Below are 23101 nucleotides of genomic sequence, written 5' to 3' on the forward strand. Positions count from 1 at the left end.
GGCCGGTGTTCCCTGTCCCGCGCCCCGGCCGGCACTCCTCGGCAACGCCCCGCATCCCCGCACTTCGGTACGTCTGTCCACCGACGGTTCCGTCAAGGGGTCTGCCACTCATGCCATTCACGCTCAAGTCACAGCCGCAGTCGCAGCCGCAGTCCCGGCTGCGGCCACTGCCGTTCGCTGTCTACGCCCTCGGGCTCGCGGTCTTCGCCCAGGGCACCTCCGAGTTCATGCTCTCCGGCCTCGTCTCGGCCATCGCCGCCGATCTGGGCGTCTCCCTCCCCGCCGCCGGACTCCTCACCTCCGCCTTCGCCGTGGGGATGGTCATCGGCGCACCGCTGATGGCCCTCTTCAGCCGTAGGTGGCCCCGGCGCCGGGCCCTCCTGCTCTTCCTGGCCGTGTTCATCGCGGTGCACATCGCGGGTGCGCTGACCCCGGGTTACGGAGTCCTTCTCGCCGCCCGCTTCGTCGGCGCCCTCGCCAACGCGGGCTTCTGGGCGGTCGCCCTGGCGGCGGCGGTCGCGATGGTCCCCGACGGGCTGAGGGGCCGGGCCGCGGCGGTGGTGATCGGCGGGGTGACGATCGCCTGCGTCGTGGGCGTACCGGCCGGAGCGGTGCTGGGGGAGCGGTGGGGATGGCGAGCGGCGTTCTGGGCGGTCGCGGTGGTGTCCTTGCCGGCGCTCTGGGCGATCGCGCGGTCGGTCCCGGGCGGCATCCCGGGCGGCCGGGGGCGCGGGACCACCCGTGCGGGCCGAGTACCCGACAGGGCCCCGGCTCCCGTCCCGGCCCCCATCCCCGTACGGGACGAACTCGGCCTCCTCCTCACCGGCCGCCGCCTCCGCCTCACCCTCCTCACCATGGCTCTCGTCCAGGGCGCCACCTTCTGCGCGTTCTCCTACCTGGAACCGCTCCTCACCCGCACGACCGGCCTCACCACCACCTGGGTGCCCGTCGCCCTCGCGCTCTTCGGGGCGGGGGCGTTCCTCGGGGTGGGGGCGGCGGGACGGTACGCCGAACGCCGGCCCACGGCCTTCGTCGCGTACGGGATGGCCGCCCTGGCCCTCGGCTGGAGCACCCTGGCCCTGACGGCGGGCCGCCCGCTCGCCGCCCTCGCCCTGATCCCGCTCCTCGGAATGCTCGCCTTCGGCACGGGAACGGCCCTGATCACCCGGGTCCTCGGCCTGGCCGGCCGGTCGTCGACGCTGGCGGGGGCCTTCGGTACGAGCGCGTTCAACCTCGGGGCGGTGCTGGGCCCGTGGGCGGGTGGCCTGGCGCTGGAGGCGGGAGCGGGCTACCGGTCGCCGGTCTGGGTGAGCGCCGCGCTGATGGCCCTGGCGCTGCTCATCGACGGAGCGCGGAGGTTGCGGGGACGTGCGCGTGGCCGGTCCCGGGAGCGTGAGGGGGCATCGGACTGAGCGTCAGGTACGTGAGGGGCCGCACATGCCACTCCATGTGCTGCCCCTTGCGGAGCATCAGGGTGAACCCGCAGCCCTCCCCCCGGTGCAGTGCCGCGAGGGCCTGCACCCAACCGCCCTGGTCGGCCCAGTAGAGGGCCCGTCCGGCTTCGCGCGGGGTCAGCCCGAGGACGTGGCTGGAGCGGAGCTGGACGCGCAGGATACGGATGGCGTCACGGGGACTGGCGAGGAGCCGGAGATCGACCGGCTCGGGGACGAACCCGTTGGCGGACCCGTACCGCAGGACTTCGAACCGGAACCCGCGCTGGATCAGGGCCTGTACGGGGGCGGTGGTACGGGGAGAAGTGCGCATGGTCGACCGTCCGATCGCAGCGTCCGGGACGCCGGGCACCTCGACAGGGCGGCCCGGTCCAACTGCGGTGACCGTAACGTCACGCGTCGCTACGGCGCAACCATGTTCCGGAACAAAAATGCTGGCTCATACGTGCGAAGGCCCTCCACCGTGCGGTGGAGGGCCTTCGCGGCGCGGAGAGTCCGGGACGCCCTACTGGGCGAAGTGGTCGAACTCGCCTGCCTTGACGCCCTTGATGAACGCGGCGAACTTCTCGCGGGAGGTGATGGCCACGGTGCCGGGATCGTCGCTTTCGCGCATGAGGATCTGACCGGCGTGCTCGGTGATCTCCACGCACTGCTCCTGCGTGCTGGAGAAGGTGGACTTCTGCCACTCAAGCGCTGAGTTCATGCAGGGAATTCTCACATATCCCGTGCGAGGTGTTGGATGAAGCTCAGTGACTCCGCAGGGTCCAGCGATGCTGTCCGGCCCAGATCGAGCAACAGCCGGAAGCGATGCAACTCCGCCTCCGCGTCCAGGTAAGGGCTGCGAGTGGGGGCGTCGATGTGCACCGTGTCGAGCTGGGGCACCACGCCACCCGCGTACAGAACGGTGTGGGTCATGTCCACGTGCAGCTCGCTGGCGAATGGGATGACCCGCAGGGACACGTTGGGCCGGTCCGTCGCTTCCAGCAGATACTCCAACTGGGCGCGGGCGACCTTGCGTCCGCCGACCCGTACCCGCAGCGCCGCCTCGTGGACGATGGACGCGAACTCCGGCGGCTCGTCCCGGTCGAAAACGGTCGCTCTCCGCATGCGGTGCTCCACCCGGGCCTCCACTTCGTCCTCGGGCAGCCTGGGCAGGGCTGCGCTGAACAGCGCTCGCGCGTACTCGGGTGTCTGGAGCAAACCGGGCATCGTCACCGGCTGAAAGCTGTGCATGTAGCGCGCATGGTGCTCCAGCTCCGCGATGTCCAGGAAGCCGGGCGCGAGCACCCCGCGGTACTCGTCCCACCAGAACTGCCCCCGGTGCTCACGGGATATGGCGCACAGGGCGTCGATCAGGGCCTCGTCGTCACAGGCGTAGAAGCTCGCCAGCCGACGGATGCGCTCCTCGCCGATGCCGCTGCGTCCGGCCTCGATGTTGCTGATCCTGGCCTGATCGGTCGAGATGCGCCCGGCTGCTTCCCGGGCGGTCTTGCCCGCACGCTCCCGGAGCTTCCTCAGCTCGGCGCCCAGGCGGACCTGGCGGGCGGTCGGGTTGTCCCTTGGCGGCATGTCACCTTCCCCTGTCTGCCTGTGCAGTGTCGCAGGGCTCTGGGCGGTCGGCGACGAGTTCACCCATGCGAGTGAATGGATGGAGCGCATTCTTGTACCGGGTCATCTATTGACCCTAGCTTGTCCCGGAGACCGACGCGCCGGACATGAACGCCGAAGTGCAGCCGTACGCAGGGGCCTTGACCGGTACCTGTATGCAGCCGGAGCCACGGCAGCCGAACACGGAAATGGCGCGCTCACCGACTCTGGCTCATGTAGGGAGACCCCCATGCCGGCCGTCATCGCGCCACCCGCCCCCTTCCCGAACGTCCCCCGCCCCTTCGAGGGCTACCAGCTCGCGATGCCCAACTCGCTCGCCGCCGCGAAAATCGCGCGGGACTTCGTCGGGACGCTCCTGCGGGCCGGTGCGCACTGCGCACTCGCGGACGACGCCCGGCTCTGCGTCAGCGAGGTGGTGGCCAACGTGTACTGCCATACGAGTTCGCAGCTGGTCCGGGTCGAGGTCATGGTGGACCGGGACCAGGTGGCGATCCACGTCACCGACGACGGCCCCGGCCCCCTGCCGGATCCGCCGGAGCGCCCCGAGGGCGAAGGCGGGCGCGGCCTGCTCGTCGTCGACGGCCTGGCCACCAGCTGGGGAAGCAGCATGCGCCAGGTGAACACCCGCCGAACCAACACAGTCTGGTTTATTCTCACGCCCCCCGGCCGGGCCACCGAGGCGGACACTGCCTCCGCTACCGTCACCCCCGACGCCTAGAGCCTGACCGGCGGGCCATGCTGGACAGGCACCGGTCCGGGGAGCCGGGCGGCGCGAGCGGTGAACCAGGGCCGCCCGCACGGATCAGTGGTGCCATGCGTCACCCTTCACGTTGTGGATCATGCGCTGGAGGACCTTGAGGGCGCGGGCGTACTCCTCGTCCGGAATGCCCTCGTGTACCTGGCGGCGCAGCTCCGACTGCCGCGCCGCCGCACGGGAGTACAGCTCCGCGCCCGACTCGGTCCGCAGCAGGTGCCCGTCCTCGTCCTGGGAGACCAGGCCCCGGGCGACGAGGCTGTCGATGTCGCCCGGCAGGTCGTCCTCGGGGCCCGGGTAATAGCGGAGGAATTCGGTCAGTTCCGCGCGGCCCCAGCCCTTCGGGCGCTCGCTGAGGTGGTGCAGGACCCACCAGGCGGGCTGGGTCAGGCCGAGGACGCCGAGCGCGGACCGGATGTTCTGGACGACGGTCTGGCCGGCCGTGTTGGCCCAGTATCCGATGGGCTGGGCGATGAGCTCGGCGTCGTCAGGGGAGGGGGCGAAGGGGGCTGAGGTGCTGCTCGAAGTGGTCATGGGAAGAACATAGGAACTCAACTTGACTTGAGGTCAAGCCTCTTGGGGCGACGAGCCGGGCCGGACGGCCGACGGGCGGAGTTGTCCGGTCGCTCATGCTCGGAGCCAGACAGTGAGGGCTGCGGCTGCTGCGGTGCCGGGGAAGACGTAACCGCGCTTGTCGTATCTGGTCGCGACGGCTCGGCGTGGTTTGGGCCGGTTGAACGCTCGTTCGACGGTGTTGTTTCTTGTAGCGCTCTTCGTCGAAGCCGGGTGGCTGTCCGCGCGTGAACCCTTTGCGCAGGCGGGCGGCCTGGCTGTCGGTCGTCTTCGGGATGGTGTGCGGGATGCCGCGTCGTCGCGGGTGCTCGCGGCAGGGTCCGTTGCCGTGTGCCTCGTGTGCCTCGTGTGCCGCGATGCTGTCGGGCTTCTTGCGGGGCCGGCCCGGGCCCCGCCTGAGGACGCGGATCCTCTCCAGCACGGGCTCGAACCCGTTGCTGACCGGCAGGAACGGCCGCAGCCGTTCCCACACGGCATCACCCGGATCACCCCGCCCCCTGTCCACCTCACCGACCCGGTCATGAGGTAGCCGCATGATCGACCGGACGAGCCCCAGATGGGCGACGCGCGCCCCGGAGGCGGCCCCACCCGCCCCCGACCGCACCGTGGCGACGGCTGAGGGCCGCCACTCCCGAGCGGGGAGTGGCGGCCCTCAGCCGTGCACGGCCGGGCGCGCCCGAACCGCTGGTGCTGCTGGTGGATCAGAGAACGCGGACCGCGCCGGTCGGCCGGTCGTAGTCCATGGAGCGCTGCACCGTACCGGTGCTGGAGTTCTGCGCGCCGACGAACTGGCCGCCGCCCACGTAGATCGCCACGTGGTACGCGCTGCCCGCGGCGCCCCAGTACAGGATGTCCCCGGGCTGGAGGTTGCTCAGCGAGACCTGGGTGCCGGCGGTCGACTGGGCCTGCGAGACGCGCGGCAGGCTGATGCCCACCGAGCGGTACGCGGCCTGGACCAGGCCGGAGCAGTCCCACGCGTTGGGGCCGGTGCCACCGGAGACGTACGCGTCGCCGACCTGGGCCTTGGCGAACGCGACGATGGAGGCCGCGGAGCCCGTGGCGTTCGACGAGGTGGAAGGGGCGGGCGCGGAGGCCGTGGTGGAGGCCGAATTGCCCGAGGAGGAGCGGGAGGGGGCGCTGAGCGTGGTGCGCTCGGTGGTGCGGGAGGCGCGCGCGGCGCGCTCCTCGGCCTGCGCCTTGGCCTCTGCCTCGGCCTTCGCCTTTGCCTTGGCGGCGGCTTCGGCCTTCTTCTCGGCCTCCGCCTTGCGGACGGCCTCGGCCTTGGCCTTCTTCGCGGCCTTCGCGGCGCTCTCCGCCGCTGCGTCCTCGTGGGCCTGGGCCTCCAGGTCGAGGGCGATCTGCTGCGTGGCCTGCGCGGAGGCGGCGACGGCGGTGGAGAGCCCGGAGGTGATGGTGGGCATCTCGATCGTCTGGGTCACCGGCTCGGCCTGGGCCGGACCGGCCGCACCCGCGACCGCGACGGTGCTGAGGACGCCACCGGCAACTCCGGCTCGCAGCGCCGACTTCGAGGCGCGACGGCGGGGCTTCCGGTGGCTGGGTATGTGAGCGGTGTGGGACATGAGTACTAGCGCTATCAGGGCTGTAGGGGTCCCATCAAGAAACGTGTGTTGCGACACAGTTACGTCCGGAATCTGTGAATCCGCTTCCCGGAGGCCCTTATTGACGCCGTAACGGGCAAAACGGGCACGCGTGATCAAGGTCGTGATCACGGGCTTTCGGTAATACGCCCGAATTGCCCGCCACCTACCATCCGTTCGTGCCCATGGCCAAGCCCGGCTTCCGTGCGGGTCGGCCGCCGTGGCGCAGGTCACAGGGTGAGTGGCCGGTGGCGGGCAACCCCCGGCGGGTGCCGTCGGGGGTTGCCGGTCGGCGTGCGATCGGGGTGCGCCGGTCCGGCGGGTGCGGCCCGCGGTCGGCCCCGGTCGCCCTCCCTCCCCCCGGGGGTCGCCCGTCCGTGATCCGGGAAGTTCGTGAATGCGTGCACACGTCCTCTTCGGTCCTCGCCGCCCCTCGTCCGGGTGAGGGGTGATGAAGATCCGCTCGCATATCACTCCACCGCCGTCCACCGCCAATTTGCTTGTAGTGGCTGTCTATTGATAGCGCCATACCTCTTTGACCAGGGGTAACACCGGCGAATGTCACGTCTCGTGATCACTTCGCCGCTTCGCGTATGAAGATCACCGCTCATACGACTTCATGATCCTTCGTCAGGTGGTGGAGATCACAAAGACGTTGTCGTACCCCGTGTCGCAGATCACAGGGCGACGGGCATAGGATGCGGGGCAGTCGGGCTTGTGAACTGCCTCACATGTGCACGATCTTGGTGAGGTGGCGAGCCGGTCGCCCGATGCGGTCCAACGGTCAAGGACGACTGGAAGGAGCGAGGAGCGTGAATGCCTACGCGCCCATCCTCGTGCTCGGCGCCCTGGGGGCAGGGTTTGCGATCTTCTCCGTGGTCATGGCCACGCTTATCGGCCCCAGGCGGTACAACCGGGCAAAGCTCGAAGCGTACGAGTGCGGCATCGAACCCACGCCGACACCGGCCGGAGGCGGCCGCTTCCCCATCAAGTACTACCTGACGGCGATGCTTTTCATCGTCTTCGACATCGAGATCGTCTTCCTCTATCCCTGGGCCGTCTCCTTCGACGCCCTGGGGATCTTCGGGCTCGTGGAGATGCTGCTCTTCGTGCTCACCGTCTTCGTCGCCTATGCGTATGTCTGGCGTCGCGGCGGCCTGGAATGGGACTGAGGGGCTGAGGAGCACACCATGGGACTCGAAGAGAAGCTGCCCAGCGGCTTCGTGCTGACCACGGTCGAACAGGCCGCCGGCTGGGTGCGGAAGTCCTCCGTCTTCCCGGCCACGTTCGGCCTCGCCTGCTGCGCCATCGAGATGATGACGACCGGCGCCGGCCGCTACGACCTGGCCCGGTTCGGGATGGAGGTCTTCCGCGGATCGCCGCGCCAGGCCGACCTGATGATCGTCGCCGGACGGGTCAGCCAGAAGATGGCGCCCGTGCTGCGGCAGGTCTACGACCAGATGCCGAACCCCAAGTGGGTGATCTCCATGGGAGTTTGCGCATCATCGGGCGGTATGTTCAACAATTACGCAATTGTTCAGGGTGTTGACCATATTGTCCCGGTTGATATTTATCTCCCGGGGTGTCCCCCACGCCCCGAAATGCTGCTGGACGCCATCCTCAAGCTCCACCAGAAGATCCAGGACGGCAAGCTCGGGGTCAACGCGGAGGAGGCCGCCCGTGAGGCCGAGGAAGCGGCCCTCAAGGCGCTGCCCCTGATCGAGATGAAGGGGCTCCTGCGGTGACCGAGAACCCGAACGCGAACGGCGGCGAGCAGAACGGCAGCGCCGTACCCGCCCCGCGCGACACCGGTGGCGAGGTCATCCGCGTCCGCAGGGGCATGTTCGGCGCCAACAACGGCGGCGACACCTCCGGTTACGGCGGCCTCATCCGCACCATCACCCTGCCCGGCCCCGCCTCCCGCCCCTACGGCGGATGGTTCGACGAGGTGGCCGACGAACTCGAAGGGGCCCTGGAGGAGCAGGAGCTGCTCCCCGAGAACGCCATCGAGCGCACCGTCGTCGACCGCGGCGAGCTGACCTTCCACATCGCCCGCGAGCACCTGGTCCAGGTAGCACGCACCCTGCGCGACGACCCCGCCCTGCGCTTCGAGCTCTGTACGGGTGTCAGCGGCGTCCACTTCCCCGGGGACAAGGGACGCGAGCTGCACGCCGTCTACCACCTGCGGTCCCTCACCCACGGCCGGATCATCCGGCTGGAGGTCTCCGCCCCGGACAGCGACCCGCACATCCCGTCCCTCGTCGAGGTCTACCCGACCAACGACTGGCACGAGCGCGAGGCGTACGACTTCTTCGGCATCGTCTTCGACGGGCACCCCGCCCTCACCCGGATCATGATGCCGGACGACTGGCAGGGCTTCCCGCAGCGCAAGGACTACCCGCTCGGCGGCATCGCCGTCGAGTACAAGGGCGCCCAGATCCCGGCTCCGGACCAGCGGAGGTCGTACTCCTGATGACCACTCCCCACGCAACGCCCCGTGCCACGACCGAGGGGACTGTCTACACAGTCACCGGCGGAGACTGGGACGAGGTCGTCGAATCCGCCGCCAAGTCCGACGACGAACGCATCATCGTCAACATGGGCCCCCAGCACCCGTCCACGCACGGTGTGCTGCGGCTGATCCTGGAGATCGACGGCGAGACCGTCACCGAGGCCCGCTGCGGCATCGGCTACCTCCACACCGGGATCGAGAAGAACCTCGAATTCCGCAACTGGACCCAGGGCACCACCTTCGTCACGCGGATGGACTACCTGACGCCGTTCTTCAACGAGACGGCGTACTGCCTGGGCGTCGAGAAGCTCCTCGGCATCGAGGACCAGATCCCCGACCGGGCCACGATCCTGCGCGTGCTCCTGATGGAGCTGAACCGGATCTCCTCGCACATGGTCTGCATCGCCACCGGCGGTATGGAGCTGGGCGCGACCACGATCATGGTCTACGGCCTCCGCGATCGTGAACTGGTTCTCGACCTCTTCGAGCTGATCACCGGGCTCCGGATGAACCACGCGTTCATCCGCCCCGGCGGCCTCGCCCAGGACCTGCCCCCGGGCGCGGTCGACGCGCTGCGCGAGTTCATCAGGACGATGAAGAAGAACCTGCCGGAGTACGACAAGCTCGCCACCGGCAGCCCCATCTTCAAGGCCCGCATGAAGGACGTCGGCTACCTCGACCTCACCGCCTGCATGGCGCTGGGCGCCACCGGACCGATCCTGCGCTCCGCCGGGCTCCCGCACGACCTGCGCAAGAGCGACCCCTACTGCGGCTACGACACCTACGACTTCGAGGTGCCGACCGCGGACACCTGCGACTCCTACGGACGCTTCCTGATCCGGATGGACGAGATGCGCGAGTCGCTCCGCATCATCGAGCAGTGCCTGGACCGCCTGGAGCCGGGCCCGGTCATGGTCGCGGACAAGAAGATCGCCTGGCCCGCCCAGCTCGCCCTCGGCGCGGACGGCCTCGGCAACTCGCTCGACCACATCAGGAACATCATGGGCACCTCCATGGAGGCCCTGATCCACCACTTCAAGCTGGTGACCGAGGGTTTCCGGGTCCCGGCCGGACAGGCGTACGCCGGGGTCGAGTCCCCCAAGGGCGAACTCGGCGCACACGTCGTCTCCGACGGAGGCACCCGCCCCTACCGGGTCCACTTCCGGGACCCGTCCTTCACCAATCTGCAAGCCATGGCGGCGATGTGCGAGGGCGGCCAGGTCGCCGACGTGATCGTCGCCGTCGCGTCCATCGACCCCGTGATGGGAGGCGTCGACCGGTGACCGCAGCAAATCAAGAGGTCAGTCTGGGGATGCCGCAGCTCCCCGCCACCCCCTACCCGGCCGACGTGCGCGCCCGGCTCGACGCGGACGCGAAGGAGGTGATCGCCCGCTACCCGGGAAGCCGCTCCGCACTGCTGCCGCTCCTCCACCTCGTCCAGTCCGAGGAGGGGTACGTCTCCCGTACGGGCATGGCCTTCTGCGCCGAGACGCTGGGCCTCACCACCGCCGAGGTCACGGCCGTCGCCACCTTCTACTCCATGTACCGGCGCAAGCCGAGCGGTGACTACCAGGTAGGGGTCTGCACCAACACCCTGTGCGCGGTCATGGGGGGCGACGCGATCTTCGACACGCTCAAGGAGCACCTCGGCGTCGGCAACAACGAGACGACCGAGGACGGCAAGGTCACCCTCGAGCACATCGAGTGCAACGCAGCCTGCGACTTCGCCCCCGTCGTGATGGTGAACTGGGAGTTCTTCGACAACCAGACGCCCGAGAGCGCCACGCAGCTCGTCGACGACCTGATCGCCGGGCGGACCGTCGAACCGACTCGGGGCGCCCCGCTCTGCTCGTACAAGGAGACCGCCCGCATCCTGGCCGGCTTCCCCGACGAGCGCCCCGGCGCCGTCGAGGCCACCGGCGGCGCCGGGCCCGCCTCCCTCGTCGGACTCCGGCTCTCCAAGGGCGAGGCGCTGCCCAAGGCCCGGGTCGTCGCCCCGCGCGACGGCCGGCCCAAGGACGGGCAGCCGCACGACCCTTCGCCGTCCGAGCACCTCAGCTCGCACGACGCACCGCAGCAGACCTCGGCCGCCGACCCGGAGCACCCGGCCGGGCCCATCGCCGAGGAGGGGGAGTGATGACCTTGGCCGCCGAGATCGACCACAACGGGACGAGCCCCGAGAAGCTGCTCGCCCCCGTCCTCTCCGCCTTCTGGGACCAGCCCGAGTCCTGGACCCTGGAGACCTACCGCCGCCACGAGGGGTACGAGGGGCTGCGCAAGGCCCTCGCCATGGACCCCGACGACCTCATCGCGTACGTCAAGGACTCCGGTCTGCGCGGACGCGGCGGGGCCGGCTTCCCCACCGGGATGAAGTGGCAGTTCATCCCGCAGGGAGACGGCAAACCGCACTATCTCGTTGTCAACGCCGACGAGTCGGAGCCGGGGACCTGCAAGGACATCCCGCTCCTCTTCGCCAACCCGCACAGCCTCATCGAGGGCATCGTGATCGCCTGCTACGCGATCCGTTCGTCGCACGCGTTCATCTACTTGCGCGGTGAGGTCGTCCCCGTGCTGCGACGACTGCACGAGGCCGTACGGGAGGCGTACGAGGCGGGTTATCTGGGGACGAACATCCTGGGTTCAGGGCTCGATCTGGAACTCACGGTGCACGCGGGCGCCGGTGCGTACATCTGTGGTGAGGAAACCGCGCTGCTCGACTCTCTCGAAGGACGGCGTGGCCAGCCCCGGCTGCGGCCCCCCTTTCCTGCGGTCGCCGGTCTGTACGCCTGCCCCACTGTGGTGAACAACGTCGAGTCCATCGCCTCGGTTCCCGCGATCCTGAACAAGGGCAAGGACTGGTTCACGTCGATGGGCAGCGAGAAGTCCCCGGGCTTCACGCTCTACTCGCTCAGCGGCCACGTCGCCAGCCCCGGCCAGTACGAGGCCCCGCTCGGCATCACGCTCCGCCAACTGCTCGACATGAGCGGCGGGATGCGCCCCGGTCACCGTCTCAAGTTCTGGACCCCCGGCGGCTCCTCCACCCCCATGCTCACCGACGAGCACCTCGACGTCCCCCTCGACTACGAGGGCGTCGGCGCCGCCGGCTCCATGCTCGGCACCAAGGCGCTCCAGTGCTTCGACGAGACGACCTGCGTGGTGCGGGCCGTCACCCGCTGGACCGAGTTCTACGCCCACGAGTCCTGCGGCAAGTGCACTCCCTGCCGCGAAGGGACGTACTGGCTGGTCCAGTTGATGCGCGACCTCGAAGCGGGCAGGGGCGAGATGTCCGACCTGGACAAGCTCAACGACATCGCCGACAACATCAACGGCAAGTCGTTCTGCGCGCTCGGCGACGGCGCCGCCGCCCCGATCTTCTCCTCGCTCAAGTACTTCCGCGAGGAGTACGAACAGCACATCACGGGCAAGGGCTGCCCCTTCGACCCCGCGAAATCCACGGCCTGGGCCGACGACAAGACCGCACACGCTCACCGGGGGGTGAACGCATGACAGTCACCACGAGTGCGCCCTCCGGGGGCGGCGAGGCGGCCATCCCGCCCGAGGACCTGGTCACGCTGACCATCGACGGCATCGAGATCAGCGTCCCGAAGGGGACCCTGGTCATCCGCGCCGCCGAACTCCTCGGCATCGAGATCCCGCGCTTCTGCGACCACCCGCTCCTCGACCCGGCCGGCGCCTGCCGCCAGTGCATCGTCGAGGTCGAGGGCCAGCGGAAGCCGATGGCCTCCTGCACCATCACCTGCACCGACGGCATGGTCGTCAAGTCGCAGATCACCTCTCCTGTCGCCGAGAAGGCGCAGAAGGGCGTGATGGAGCTGCTGCTGATCAACCACCCGCTGGACTGCCCGGTCTGCGACAAGGGCGGCGAGTGCCCGCTGCAGAACCAGGCGATGTCCCACGGCGACGCCGAATCCCGCTTCGAGGGCAGGAAGCGGACCTTCGAGAAGCCCGTCCCCATCTCCACCCAGGTGCTGCTGGACCGTGAGCGGTGCGTGCTCTGCGCGCGCTGCACCCGGTTCTCCAACCAGGTGGCGGGCGACCCGATGATCGAGCTGATCGAGCGGGGCGCCCTCCAGCAGGTCGGCACCGGCGAGGGCGACCCCTTCGAGTCGTACTTCTCCGGCAACACCATCCAGATCTGCCCGGTCGGCGCGCTGACCTCGGCGGCGTACCGCTTCCGCTCCCGCCCCTTCGACCTGGTCTCCACCCCCTCGGTGTGCGAGCAGTGCGCGGGCGGCTGCGGGATGCGCACCGACCACCGGCGCGGCAAGGTCATGCGGCGCCTCGCGGCCAACGAGCCCGAGGTGAACGAGGAGTGGATCTGCGACAAGGGGAGGTTCGGCTTCCGCTACGCCCAGCAGCGCGACCGCCTCACCACCCCGCTGGTCCGCAACGCCGACGGCGTCCTGGAGCCGACGAGCTGGCCCGAGGCGCTGGAGGTCGCGGCGGCCGGACTGCTCGCCGCCCGGGGCCGTACCGGCGTCCTGACCGGCGGCCGGCTGACCGTCGAGGACTCCTACGCGTACAGCAAGTTCGCCCGGGTCGCCCTCGACACCAACGACATCGACTTCCGCTCCCGCGTCCACAGCGCCGAGGAGGCCGACTTCCTGGCCGCCCGCGTCGCCGGGCACGGCCGGGACCTGGACGGCGAGGGGGTCACGTACACCGCGCTGGAGAAGGCCCCCGCGGTCCTGCTCGTCGGGTTCGAGTCCGAGGAGGAGGCCCCCGGCGTCTTCCTCAGGCTCCGCAAGGCCCACCGCAAGAGCGGCCAGAAGACCTTCGCCCTCGCCTCGCACGCCACGCGCGGCCTGGTGAAGGCGGGCGGCACCCTGCTGCCCGCCGCCCCCGGCACCGAGACCGAGTGGCTGGACGCGCTCGCGGGCGGGGTCGGCCTGGACGCCGAAGGGGCGGCTGCCGCAGAGGCGTTGCGCGGCGAGCACTCCCTGATCATCGTCGGGGAGCGGCTGGCGGGGGTGCCCGGCGCACTTTCCGCTGCTATTCGTACCGCCACCGCGACCGGCGCGCGCCTGGTGTGGATTCCGCGCCGGGCGGGCGACCGGGGCGCGGTGGAGACCGGCGCGCTCCCGTCGCTGCTCCCCGGCGGCCGTCCGGCCACCGACCCGCGGGCCCGGGAGGAGGTGGCCGCCGTCTGGCGCGTCGCCGAACTCCCCTCCCGTCACGGCCGCGACACCGGCCAGATCATCGAGGCCGCGGCCACCGGCGAACTGGGCGCTCTCCTCGTCGCCGGGGTCGGCGTCGAGGACCTTCCCGACCCGGCCCGGGCGATGGAGGCCCTGGACCAGGTCGGATTCCTGGTCTCGCTGGAGCTGCGGCCGAGCGCGGTCACCGAGCGGGCGGACGTGGTCCTCCCGGTCGCCGCCGTCGCGGAGAAGTCCGGCACCTTCCTCAACTGGGAGGGCCGGGTGCGGATGTTCCAGGCGGCGCTGAAGCCCGAGCAGATGCCCCGTACGCTCTGCCCGACCGACTCCCGCGTGCTGCACATGCTGGCCGACGCCATGGACGTGCACTTCGCGCTGCCCGACCTGACCGCCGCCCGCCGCGAGCTGGACCGGCTCGGCGGCTGGGACGGCGGCCACGCGGACGACCCGCGCGAGTCGGCGCAGCCACTGCCCCGGCCGGGCGACGGAGAGGCGATCCTCGCCGGCCACCGGATGCTGCTCGACCTCGGCCGGCTCCAGGAGGGTGACACCGCGCTCGCCGGGACCCGGCACGCGGCGCTCGCCCGGCTCTCGCCCGCCACCGCGGCCGAGACCGGCGTCAAGGACGGCGACCTGCTCGCCGTCACCGGCCCCACCGGAACCGTCGAACTCCCCCTCCAGGTCACCGACATGCCGGACCACGTGGTCTGGGTGCCGCTGAACTCGGTGGGACGCGGCATCCCCGCCGACACCGGTGCGAACCCCGGCGGCCTGGTGCGCATCGGCCCCGCCGCCGCACCGGGCGCTCCCGTCGAACCATCGGAGGTACGAGCGTGATGGGCCTCACCGCACTCACGACGGCGCCCGGGGGTGCCGTCCTCGCCGCCGAGGATCTCTCGATGTTCGGCACCGATCCCTGGTGGCTGGTGCTGCTCAAGGCGGTCTTCTGCTTCGCGTTCCTGATGCTGATCGTGCTCTTCTCCATCGTGTGGGAGCGCAAGGTCGTCGCCTGGATGCAGCGGCGCATCGGCCCCAACCGGCACGGCCCCTGGGGACTGCTCCAGTCGCTCGCCGACGGCGTCAAGCTGATGCTGAAGGAAGACGTCGTCGTCAAGCGCGCGGACAAGGCGGTCTACGTCCTCGCGCCGATCCTCGCGGCGATCCCCGCCTTCATGGCGGTCGCGGTCATCCCGTTCGGGCCCGCGGGCAACGAGATCTCGATCTTCGGCACCCGTACGACGATGCAGCTCACCGACCTGCCGATCGCCGCGCTCTACATCCTCGCCGTCGGCGCGGTCGGGGTGTACGGGTTCGTGCTCGGCGGCTGGTCCTCCGGCTCGACGTACCCGCTGCTCGGCGGGATCCGCTCGTGTGCCCAGATGATCAGTTACGAGATCGCCATGGGCGCCGCGTTCGCCTCCGTCTTCCTCTACTCCGGGTCGATGTCGACCTCCGCCATCGTGGAGGCGCAGGCGGACCGCTGGTATCTGATCCTGCTGCCGATGTCCTTCATCATCTACATGGTGACGATGGTCGGTGAGGCCAGCCGGGCACCGTTCGACATGCCGGAGTCCGAGGGCGACCTCGTCGGCGGCTTCAACACCGAGTACAGCTCCATCAAGTTCGCGATGTTCATGCTCGCCGAGTACATCCACATGGTGACCGTGTCGATGATCGCGGTGACGCTGTTCCTCGGCGGCTGGCGCGCCCCGTACCCGATCTCCGCGTTCTGGGAGGGGGCGAACCACGGCTGGTGGCCGATGCTCTGGTTCTTCCTCAAGCTCCAGCTGCTGATCTTCTTCTTCATCTGGCTGCGCGGCACCCTGCCACGCGTCCGCTACGACCAGCTGATGAAGCTCGGCTGGAAGGTCCTGATCCCGGTCTCGGTGGGCTGGCTGATGCTGGTCGCCACCGTCCGCGCGCTGCGCAACGAGGGGTACGACTTCTCCCGGATCGTCCTGTACGTCGGCGGGGCCGTGCTCGCGGTCCTACTGATCTCCCTGGTCGTCGACATGTTCCGGGACCGCAGGGCCAGGGCCCAGGAGGCCGCGGCCGGACCGGAGCCGGCCTTCGACCCGATGGCGGGCGGATATCCGGTGCCGCCGCTGCCCGGGCAGACCCTGCCGCCGGTGCCCAGGCGGGTGCCGAGGCGCGAGCGGGAGCTCGTTGTCAGTGGTGGACCCGATACTCAGAGTGACGGAAACGCGAGTGACGGAAAGGAGGCCGGCGGTGTCTGAGAAACCAGAGCTCACGGGCTCATCGGGATCCGCTGGGTCCTCGGGCGAATCGGGTTCGGCGGGGGAGAAGTTCCAGAACCCCGTGGCCGGCTTCGGCGTGACCTTCAAGGCCATGTTCAAGAAGCGGCTGACCGAGCAGTATCCCGAGACGCCCAAGGTGACGGCGCCCCGCTTCCACGGCCGCCACCAGCTCAACCGCCACCCGGACGGCCTGGAGAAGTGCGTCGGCTGCGAGCTGTGCGCCTGGGCGTGCCCGGCGGACGCCATCTACGTGGAGGGCGCGGACAACACCGAGGAGGAGCGCTACTCCCCGGGAGAGCGCTACGGCCGCGTCTACCAGATCAACTACGCGCGCTGCATCCTCTGCGGACTCTGCATCGAGGCCTGCCCCACCCGGGCGCTGACGATGACCAACGAGTTCGAGCTGGCCAACACCAGCCGCGAGAGCCTCATCTACACCAAGGACGAGCTGCTCGCGGGGCTGGAGGAGGGCATGGTCGACAGCCCGCACGCGATCTACCCCGGCATGGACGAACAGGACTACTACCGGGGCCTGGTCACCGAGGCCGCCCCCGGCACGGTGGTGCAGCCGACGCTCTCCAGGGGCGAGCGGGAGAAGCCCGACGAGTCCGCCGACCCCGACCCCGACTCCCAGTCCGCGGCCACGGGCGGCGTACGGCAGGGCAGGGGGGCGGGCGCATGAACGCGATCGCCGCGGCCACCACCACCTCCACCGGTGAGGCCGTCCAGTTCTGGATCCTGGGGACCGTCGCCGTGATCGGCGCCTTCTCCACGATCCTGCTGAAGAAGTCCGTGCACAGCGCACTGGCGCTCGCCGGGACCATGGTCGTCCTGGCCGTCTTCTACCTCGCCAACGGCGCCTATTTCCTCGGCATCGTCCAGATCATCGTCTACACCGGCGCGATCATGATGCTGTTCCTCTTCGTCGTCATGCTCGTCGGCGTCACCGCCGCGGACTCCCTCAAGGAGACCCTGAAGGGGCAGCGCTGGCTGGCCGTCGGCTGCGGGCTCGGCTTCGGCATCCTGCTGATCGGGGGCATCGGCAACGCGTCGCTGTCCACGTTCAACGGGCTCGGTGCCGCCAACGCCCTGCACGGCGGCAACGTGGAGGGGCTCGCCAACCTCATCTTCACCAAGTACGTCTTCGCCTTCGAGATCACCGGTGCCCTGCTGATCACCGCGACCGTCGGAGCCATGGTGCTCACGCACCGCGAGCGCACCGAGCGGGCCCGGACCCAGCGGGAGCTGTCCGAGCAGCGCGTGCGCGAGGGCAAGCACCTCCCGCCGCTGCCCGCCCCCGGCGTCTACGCCCGGCACAACGCGGTGGACATCGCCGGTCTGCTCCCCGACGGCACCCCGTCCGACCTGACGGTCATGAAGACGCTGCGCGACCGCGGCCAGATCCGCGATGTCTCGCAGGAGGCGCTCGCCGATCTCAAGGCGCTGGAGCAGCGCTCCGGCGAGCGGCTCGGACGTGAGGACGCGGACGCCGCGGCCCGCGGGGCCAACCCCGCCTCGGCGGCGGAGAATTCGGAGGCCGCCAAGTGAACCCGGTGTACTACCTCTACCTCGCGGCCCTGCTCTTCGCGATCGGCGCCTGCGGAGTGCTGATCCGGCGGAACGTGATCGTGCTGTTCATGTGCATCGAGCTGATGCTCAACGCGTGCAACCTGGCGCTCGTCACGTTCTCCCGGATGCACGGAAACCTCGACGGACAGATCGTCGCGTTCTTCGTGATGGTCGTCGCCGCCGCGGAAGTCGTCGTCGGGCTCGCGATCATCGTGTCGCTGTTCCGCTCCCGCCACTCGGCCTCGGTCGACGACGCCAGCCTGATGAAGCTGTAAGGGGACCGGAATCGTGGAGAACCTGATCGCGCTGCTCGTCGCGGCGCCCCTGCTCGGAGCGGCGGTCCTGCTCTGCGGCGGCCGACGGCTGGACAAGACCGGGCACTGGCTCGGCACCGCGCTCGCCGCCGCCTCGTTCGTCGTCGGTGTCGTCCTCTTCACCGACATGCTGGGGAAGGGCGCCGACGACCGGGCCCTGCACCAGCACCTGTTCAGCTGGATTCCGGTGGAGGGCTTCCAGGCCGACATCGCCTTCCAGCTCGACCAGCTGTCGATGACGTTCGTCCTGCTCATCACCGGTGTGGGCACGCTGATCCACATCTACTCCATCGGCTACATGGAGCACGACGAGCGCAGGCGCCGCTTCTTCGGCTATCTCAACCTGTTCCTCGCGGCGATGCTGATCCTCGTCATCGCCGACAACTACCTGCTGCTGTACGTCGGGTGGGAGGGCGTCGGTCTGGCGTCGTACCTGCTCATCGGCTTCTGGCAGCACAAGCCCAGCGCGGCCACCGCCGCGAAGAAGGCCTTCCTGGTCAACCGCGTCGGTGACGTGGGGCTCTCGATCGCGATCATGCTGATGTTCACCACCTTCGGCACCTTCGCCTTCGGGCCGGTGCTGGAGGCGACCGGCGAGACCGGCCAGGGCAAGCTGACCGCGATCGGCCTGATGCTGCTGCTTGCCGCGTGCGGCAAGTCGGCCCAGGTGCCGCTGCAGTCCTGGCTCGGTGACGCGATGGAGGGCCCGACCCCGGTCTCCGCCCTCATCCACGCCGCGACCATGGTCACCGCCGGTGTCTATCTGATCGTCCGCTCCGGCGCCATCTTCAACGCCGCCCCGGACGCCCAGCTGGTCGTCGTCATCGTCGGTGCGGTCACACTGATCTTCGGTGCGATCGTCGGTTGCGCCAAGGACGACATCAAGAAGGCGCTCGCCGGCTCCACGATGTCCCAGATCGGCTACATGATCCTCGCCGCGGGCCTCGGCCCGATCGGGTACGCCTTCGCGATCATGCACCTGGTGACGCACGGCTTCTTCAAGGCCGGGCTCTTCCTGGGGGCCGGTTCGGTGATGCACGGCATGAACGACGAGGTCGACATGCGCAAGTACGGCGGCCTGCGGAAGTACATGCCGGTCACCTTCATCACCTTCGGCCTCGGCTATCTCGCCATCATCGGCTTCCCGGGCCTCTCCGGCTTCTTCTCCAAGGACAAGATCATCGAGGCGGCCTTCGCCAAGGGCGGCACCGAGGGCTGGATCCTCGGCTCCGTGGCCCTCCTGGGCGCCGCGATCACCGCGTTCTACATGACGCGCGTGATGCTGATGACCTTCTTCGGCGAGAAGCGCTGGCAGCCCGACGCCGAGGGCCGTGAGCCGCATCCGCACGAGTCCCCGAAGTCCATGACGATCCCGATGATCGTGCTGGCGGTCGGATCGGTCTTCGCCGGTGGCTTCTTCGCCATCGGGGACCGCTTCGTCAACTGGCTCCAGCCCGTCACCGGCTACGACCACGGCCACTCCCCGTTGAGCGCGGCCACCGTCACCGCGGCCACCGTCGTCGCCCTGCTCGTCGGGGTCGGTATCGCCTGGGGGATGTACGGGCGCAAGCCCGTGCCCGTGCTCGCCCCGCGCGGCTCGCTGCTCACCCGCGCGGCCCGCCGCGACCTGCTCCAGGACGACTTCAACCACGTGGTCCTGGTCCGCGGCGGCGAGCACCTCACCCGCTCGCTGGTCTACGTGGACCACTCCCTGGTCGACGGCGTCGTCAACGGCACGGCCGCCTCGGTCGGCGGGCTCTCCGGCCGACTGCGCAAGCTGCAGAACGGCTACGCCCGCTCCTACGCGGTCTCGATGTTCGGCGGTGCGGCGATCGTCATCGCCGCGACCCTGCTGATGAGGGCGGTCTGATCACATGTCCTTTCCCCTCCTGACCGCGACGGCGGCGCTCCCGGCCATCGGAGCCATCGCCACCGCCGCCGTCCCCGCCGCACAGCGCACCGTGGCCAAATGGGTCGCGCTGCTCTTCTCGCTCTCCACGCTCGTCCTGGCGGGCATCGTCTTCGCCCGCTTCGAGCCGGGCGGCGACCGCTACCAGCTCACCGAGTCCCGGGCCTGGATCGCGGACTTCGGCGTCCGGTACGAACTGGGCGTGGACGGCATCGGAGTGGCCCTCCTCGGGCTCACCGCGCTGCTCATCCCGTTCGTCATCGTGGCCGGCTGGCACGACGCCGACCCGCTGGAGACGACGTCCTCGCGCTGGCGGCCCACCCAGGGCTTCTTCGCGCTGATCCTCATGGTCGAGGCCATGGTGATCCTGTCGTTCCTCGCGACCGACGTCTTCCTCTTCTACATCCTCTTCGAAGCCATGCTCATCCCGATGTACTTCCTCATCGGCGGCTTCGGGGACCGGGCCCATGCGGGCAGCGACGAGAACGCCGCCAAGCAACGCTCGTACGCGGCGGTCAAGTTCCTCCTGTACAACCTGGCCGGTGGCCTGATCATGCTGGCCGCCGTCATCGGGCTCTACGTGGTTGCGGGAAGCTTCTCGCTCACCGAGATCGCGGCGGCCCGCGCCAACGGTGACCTGGCGATGGCGAGCAGCACCGAGCGGTGGCTCTTCCTCGGGTTCTTCCTCGCCTTCGCGATCAAGGCCCCGCTCTGGCCGCTGCACACCTGGCTCCCCAACGCGATGGGCGAGGCGACCGCGCCGGTCGCCGTGCTCATCACCGCGATCGTCGACAAGGTCGGCACCTTCGCGATGCTCCGCTTCTGCCTCGGGCTCTTCCCGGAGGCCAGCAAGTGGGCGACCCCGGTCGTCATCGCCCTGGCGCTGGTCTCCATCGTCTACGGAGCGCTGCTCGCGGTCGGCCAGCGCGACATCAAGCGGCTCATCGCCTACGCCTCGATCTCGCACTTCGGCTTCATCATCCTCGGCATCTTCGCGATGACCAGCCAGGGCCAGTCGGGCGCCACGCTCTACATGGTCAACCACGGCATCTCCACCGCCGCACTGCTCCTGGTCGCCGGATTCCTCATCACCCGGCGCGGTTCGCGCCTCATCGCGGACTACGGCGGGGTGCAGAAGGTCGCCCCCGTGCTGGCGGGCACCTTCCTCATCGGCGGTCTGGCGACCCTGTCGCTGCCGGGGCTCGCCCCGTTCGTCAGCGAGTTCCTGGTGCTGGTCGGCACGTTCAGCGCCTATCCGGTGGCCGGGATCATCGCCACCACCGGCATCGTGCTCGCCGCGCTCTACGTCCTCGTCCTCTACCAGCGGACGATGACCGGCCCGGTCAACGAGTCGGTCCGCACCATGCCCGACCTCAAGGCGCGTGAGCTGGTGGTCGCCGTACCGCTGATCGCGCTCCTGCTCTTCCTGGGCGTCTTCCCGAAGCCGCTCACCGAGGTCGTCAACCCGGCGGTCCAGCACACCATGTCCGACGTACAGAAGAAGGACCCCCAGCCCGAGGTGGAGGCCGCCAAGTGAGCGCAACAGCTGTCCACAGCCTGTGGACGACGGCGAGCGGGGTGACATCCGCAGCCCCGGGGGACCGCTTCACGGCGCCCACCATCGAGTACGCCCAGCTCGCACCCGTCATCATCATCGTGATCGGGGCCGTCCTGGGCATCCTGGTGGAGGCCTTCGTCCCGCGGAGGGCCCGCTACCACACCCAACTCCTGCTGACCCTGGTGGCGCTGGCCGCCGCGTTCGCCGCCGTCGTCTCCCTCGCGGCCGGCGGATACGCCACCACCAAGGCCCAGATCGCGGCCATGGGTGCCATCGCGACCGACGGTCCCACCCTGTTCCTGCAAGGCACCATTCTCCTGGTCGCCGTGGTGGCCGTCTTCACCTTCGCCGAGCGGCGGCTCGACCCCACGGCCCACGGCAAGAAGGTCGACTCCTTCGCCGCCCAGGCCGGCACGGTCCCCGGCAGCGACAGCGAGAAGGCCGCCGTCCGCGCGGGCTTCACCACCACCGAGGTCTTCCCGCTGGTCCTCTTCTCGGTGGCGGGCATGCTCGTCTTCCCCGCCGCCAACGACCTGCTGACCCTCTTCATCGCGCTGGAAGTCTTCTCGCTCCCGCTCTACCTCCTCTGCGCCGTCGCCCGCCGCAAGCGGCTGATGTCGCAGGAGGCGGCCGTGAAGTACTTCCTGCTCGGCGCGTTCTCCTCGGCGTTCCTGCTCTTCGGGATCGCCCTCCTCTACGGCTACGCGGGCTCCCTCTCGTACGCCACCATCGCCAACGTCGTCGACGGCGCGGTCCTGGAGATCGACCCCGCCCTCGCCGGCACCATGGGCAACGACGCGCTGCTGCTCATGGGCGGGGCGCTGATCCTGACCGGCCTGCTCTTCAAGGTCGGTGCCGTCCCGTTCCACATGTGGACCCCGGACGTCTACCAGGGCGCACCGACCCCGGTCACCGGCTTCATGGCCGCCGCCACCAAGGTCGCCGCCTTCGGCGCGCTGCTGCGCCTGCTGTACGTGGTGCTCCCCGGGCTCACCTGGGACCTGCGGCCCGTCCTGTGGGCGGTCGCCATCATCACGATGCTGGGCGGGGCGGTCGTCGCGATCACCCAGACCGACATCAAGCGGCTGCTGGCCTACTCCTCGATCGCGCACGCGGGCTTCCTCCTGGCCGGTGTCATCGCGACCAGCCCGGAGGGGGTCTCCTCGGTCCTCTTCTACCTGGGCGCGTACTCCTTCGTGACGGTCGGCGCGTTCGCGGTCGTCACGCTGGTACGGGACGCGGGCGGCGAGGCCACGCATCTGTCGAAGTGGGCCGGGCTCGGCCGCCGCTCGCCGCTGGTCGCGGCGGTCTTCGCGGTGTTCCTGCTGGCCTTCGCCGGTATCCCGCTGACCTCGGGCTTCGCCGGGAAGTTCGCCGTCTTCAAGGCGGCGGCGGAGAGCGGTGCGGGTGCGCTGGTCGTGGTCGGTGTGATCTCGTCGGCCATCGCCGCCTTCTTCTACATCCGGGTGATCGTCCTGATGTTCTTCAGCGAACCGAAGGCGGACGGCCCCACGGTCGCCGTCCCGTCCCCGCTGACGATGACGACGATCGCGGTGGGTGTGGCGGTCACACTGGTGCTGGGCCTGGCCCCGCAGTACTTCCTGGACCTGGCGGGCCAGGCGGGGGTCTTCGTGCGGTAGCCGGAATCCTCGCCGCACAGCGCCGGACGGTCGATATCCACAGACTGTCCGGCGTTGTCGTAGGAGCCGCCTATCGTGGTCGGGGACGGAGCAAGGACGGACGGGGCCGGGCGTGCGGCCGGGACGACGGGCGACCGACGGCGGACCGGACGGGCACGGACCCCGGGGACAGAGCATTGG

Annotated in this window: 21 protein-coding genes; 16 read left to right on the top strand and 5 right to left on the bottom strand. The window is 69.7% G+C overall.

The features are described 5' to 3' along the window. The first annotated feature begins 167 nt into the window (after positions 1 to 167). Positions 168 to 1412 carry a Cmx/CmrA family chloramphenicol efflux MFS transporter gene (locus AC0682_RS19450; protein ID WP_478534249.1) on the top strand — a complete coding sequence of 415 codons (1245 nt, stop codon included), beginning with the start codon at positions 168 to 170 and terminating at the stop codon, positions 1410 to 1412. Here the strand turns inward: AC0682_RS19450 and AC0682_RS19455 are convergent. From AC0682_RS19455 to AC0682_RS19465, 3 genes are all read right to left on the bottom strand, one after another. After that, positions 1339 to 1764 carry a hypothetical protein gene (locus AC0682_RS19455; RefSeq protein WP_478534174.1) on the bottom strand — a complete coding sequence of 142 codons (426 nt, stop codon included), beginning with the start codon at positions 1762 to 1764 and terminating at the stop codon, positions 1339 to 1341. The two genes, AC0682_RS19450 and AC0682_RS19455, sit on opposite strands and share 74 nt — an antisense overlap. A gap of 192 nt (positions 1765 to 1956) precedes the next feature. Further along, positions 1957 to 2154 carry a DUF397 domain-containing protein gene (locus AC0682_RS19460; protein WP_112490581.1) on the bottom strand — a complete coding sequence of 66 codons (198 nt, stop codon included), beginning with the start codon at positions 2152 to 2154 and terminating at the stop codon, positions 1957 to 1959. Between the two features lie 11 nt (positions 2155 to 2165). Then, positions 2166 to 3020, bottom strand: coding sequence for a helix-turn-helix domain-containing protein (locus tag AC0682_RS19465; protein WP_478534175.1), 855 nt, complete (start codon positions 3018 to 3020; stop codon positions 2166 to 2168). A 268-nt stretch (positions 3021 to 3288) separates the two neighbouring features. Between AC0682_RS19465 and AC0682_RS19470 the strand changes: the two genes are divergently transcribed. Then, the gene (locus AC0682_RS19470) at positions 3289 to 3777 is read left to right on the top strand and encodes an ATP-binding protein (RefSeq protein ID WP_478534176.1); all 489 of its coding nucleotides are present in this window, start codon (positions 3289 to 3291) and stop codon (positions 3775 to 3777) included. 84 nt (positions 3778 to 3861) lie between these two features. Here the strand turns inward: AC0682_RS19470 and AC0682_RS19475 are convergent, their stop codons facing one another. Together AC0682_RS19475 and AC0682_RS19480 are read right to left on the bottom strand one after the other, a co-directional pair. Next, positions 3862 to 4347 carry a MarR family winged helix-turn-helix transcriptional regulator gene (locus tag AC0682_RS19475; protein WP_478534178.1) on the bottom strand — a complete coding sequence of 162 codons (486 nt, stop codon included), beginning with the start codon at positions 4345 to 4347 and terminating at the stop codon, positions 3862 to 3864. A 740-nt stretch (positions 4348 to 5087) separates the two neighbouring features. After that, a complete protein-coding gene (locus AC0682_RS19480; protein WP_478534180.1) occupies positions 5088 to 5966 on the bottom strand; it encodes a C40 family peptidase in 879 nt (292 codons plus the stop codon). 830 nt (positions 5967 to 6796) lie between these two features. Here AC0682_RS19480 and AC0682_RS19485 point away from each other — a divergent pair. The 14 genes from AC0682_RS19485 to nuoN are packed head-to-tail and all read left to right on the top strand — an operon-like array spanning position 6797 to position 22921. Next, a complete protein-coding gene (locus AC0682_RS19485; protein ID WP_018490714.1) occupies positions 6797 to 7156 on the top strand; it encodes an NADH-quinone oxidoreductase subunit A in 360 nt (119 codons plus the stop codon). Positions 7157 to 7174: 18 nt separating this feature from the next. Further along, positions 7175 to 7729 (top strand): NuoB/complex I 20 kDa subunit family protein, encoded by a 555-nt coding sequence (locus AC0682_RS19490; protein ID WP_018490715.1) that lies wholly within the window; start codon positions 7175 to 7177, stop codon positions 7727 to 7729. Continuing rightward, the gene (locus AC0682_RS19495; protein WP_478534182.1) at positions 7726 to 8457 is read left to right on the top strand and encodes an NADH-quinone oxidoreductase subunit C; all 732 of its coding nucleotides are present in this window, start codon (positions 7726 to 7728) and stop codon (positions 8455 to 8457) included. The genes AC0682_RS19490 and AC0682_RS19495 overlap by 4 nt, the downstream gene beginning before the upstream one ends. Further along, positions 8457 to 9779: an NADH-quinone oxidoreductase subunit D gene (locus AC0682_RS19500; RefSeq protein ID WP_478534184.1), complete on the top strand. Its 1323-nt coding sequence runs from the start codon at positions 8457 to 8459 to the stop codon at positions 9777 to 9779. The genes AC0682_RS19495 and AC0682_RS19500 overlap by 1 nt, the downstream gene beginning before the upstream one ends. A gap of 29 nt (positions 9780 to 9808) precedes the next feature. After that, positions 9809 to 10633 carry an NADH-quinone oxidoreductase subunit NuoE gene (nuoE, locus tag AC0682_RS19505; RefSeq protein ID WP_478534251.1) on the top strand — a complete coding sequence of 275 codons (825 nt, stop codon included), beginning with the start codon at positions 9809 to 9811 and terminating at the stop codon, positions 10631 to 10633. Then, positions 10630 to 12003: an NADH-quinone oxidoreductase subunit NuoF gene (nuoF, locus tag AC0682_RS19510; RefSeq protein WP_254811950.1), complete on the top strand. Its 1374-nt coding sequence runs from the start codon at positions 10630 to 10632 to the stop codon at positions 12001 to 12003. Before nuoE ends, nuoF begins: the two co-directional genes overlap by 4 nt. Continuing rightward, entirely contained in the window at positions 12000 to 14510 is a 2511-nt protein-coding gene (locus AC0682_RS19515) for an NADH-quinone oxidoreductase subunit G (protein ID WP_254811949.1), read from the top strand. Before nuoF ends, AC0682_RS19515 begins: the two co-directional genes overlap by 4 nt. Continuing rightward, the gene (gene nuoH, locus AC0682_RS19520) at positions 14510 to 15910 is read left to right on the top strand and encodes an NADH-quinone oxidoreductase subunit NuoH (RefSeq protein WP_254811948.1); all 1401 of its coding nucleotides are present in this window, start codon (positions 14510 to 14512) and stop codon (positions 15908 to 15910) included. The genes AC0682_RS19515 and nuoH overlap by 1 nt, the downstream gene beginning before the upstream one ends. Next, complete coding sequence (gene nuoI / locus AC0682_RS19525; protein ID WP_478534186.1) at positions 15903 to 16613, top strand: NADH-quinone oxidoreductase subunit NuoI; 711 nt, start codon at positions 15903 to 15905, stop codon at positions 16611 to 16613. Before nuoH ends, nuoI begins: the two co-directional genes overlap by 8 nt. Then, positions 16610 to 17479, top strand: a complete 870-nt coding sequence (locus AC0682_RS19530) for an NADH-quinone oxidoreductase subunit J (RefSeq protein ID WP_254811946.1) — start codon at positions 16610 to 16612, stop codon at positions 17477 to 17479. The genes nuoI and AC0682_RS19530 overlap by 4 nt, the downstream gene beginning before the upstream one ends. After that, positions 17476 to 17775, top strand: a complete 300-nt coding sequence (gene nuoK, locus AC0682_RS19535; RefSeq protein WP_018490724.1) for an NADH-quinone oxidoreductase subunit NuoK — start codon at positions 17476 to 17478, stop codon at positions 17773 to 17775. The genes AC0682_RS19530 and nuoK overlap by 4 nt, the downstream gene beginning before the upstream one ends. 13 nt (positions 17776 to 17788) lie before the next feature. Continuing rightward, on the top strand, positions 17789 to 19684 hold the full coding sequence (gene nuoL / locus AC0682_RS19540) for an NADH-quinone oxidoreductase subunit L (protein ID WP_254811945.1): 1896 nt from the start codon (positions 17789 to 17791) through the stop codon (positions 19682 to 19684). 4 nt (positions 19685 to 19688) lie between these two features. Beyond that, positions 19689 to 21260 (top strand): NADH-quinone oxidoreductase subunit M, encoded by a 1572-nt coding sequence (locus AC0682_RS19545; protein ID WP_254811944.1) that lies wholly within the window; start codon positions 19689 to 19691, stop codon positions 21258 to 21260. Continuing rightward, positions 21257 to 22921, top strand: a complete 1665-nt coding sequence (gene nuoN, locus AC0682_RS19550) for an NADH-quinone oxidoreductase subunit NuoN (RefSeq protein ID WP_254811943.1) — start codon at positions 21257 to 21259, stop codon at positions 22919 to 22921. Before AC0682_RS19545 ends, nuoN begins: the two co-directional genes overlap by 4 nt. Positions 22922 to 23101: the final 180 nt, after the last annotated feature.

Source organism: Streptomyces sp. NPDC043746, assembly GCF_056436485.1.

Coding starts and splice junctions, on each gene's coding strand:
- AC0682_RS19455 (WP_478534174.1), bottom strand. CDS start 1,764: ATGCGCACTTCTCCCCGTACCACCGCCCCCGTACAGGCCCTGATCCAG.
- AC0682_RS19460 (WP_112490581.1), bottom strand. CDS start 2,154: ATGAACTCAGCGCTTGAGTGGCAGAAGTCCACCTTCTCCAGCACGCAG.
- AC0682_RS19465 (WP_478534175.1), bottom strand. CDS start 3,020: ATGCCGCCAAGGGACAACCCGACCGCCCGCCAGGTCCGCCTGGGCGCC.
- AC0682_RS19470 (WP_478534176.1), top strand. CDS start 3,289: ATGCCGGCCGTCATCGCGCCACCCGCCCCCTTCCCGAACGTCCCCCGC.
- AC0682_RS19475 (WP_478534178.1), bottom strand. CDS start 4,347: ATGACCACTTCGAGCAGCACCTCAGCCCCCTTCGCCCCCTCCCCTGAC.
- AC0682_RS19480 (WP_478534180.1), bottom strand. CDS start 5,966: ATGTCCCACACCGCTCACATACCCAGCCACCGGAAGCCCCGCCGTCGC.
- AC0682_RS19490 (WP_018490715.1), top strand. CDS start 7,175: ATGGGACTCGAAGAGAAGCTGCCCAGCGGCTTCGTGCTGACCACGGTC.
- AC0682_RS19500 (WP_478534184.1), top strand. CDS start 8,457: ATGACCACTCCCCACGCAACGCCCCGTGCCACGACCGAGGGGACTGTC.
- nuoE (WP_478534251.1), top strand. CDS start 9,809: ATGCCGCAGCTCCCCGCCACCCCCTACCCGGCCGACGTGCGCGCCCGG.
- AC0682_RS19515 (WP_254811949.1), top strand. CDS start 12,000: ATGACAGTCACCACGAGTGCGCCCTCCGGGGGCGGCGAGGCGGCCATC.
- nuoH (WP_254811948.1), top strand. CDS start 14,510: ATGGGCCTCACCGCACTCACGACGGCGCCCGGGGGTGCCGTCCTCGCC.
- AC0682_RS19530 (WP_254811946.1), top strand. CDS start 16,610: ATGAACGCGATCGCCGCGGCCACCACCACCTCCACCGGTGAGGCCGTC.
- AC0682_RS19545 (WP_254811944.1), top strand. CDS start 19,689: ATGTCCTTTCCCCTCCTGACCGCGACGGCGGCGCTCCCGGCCATCGGA.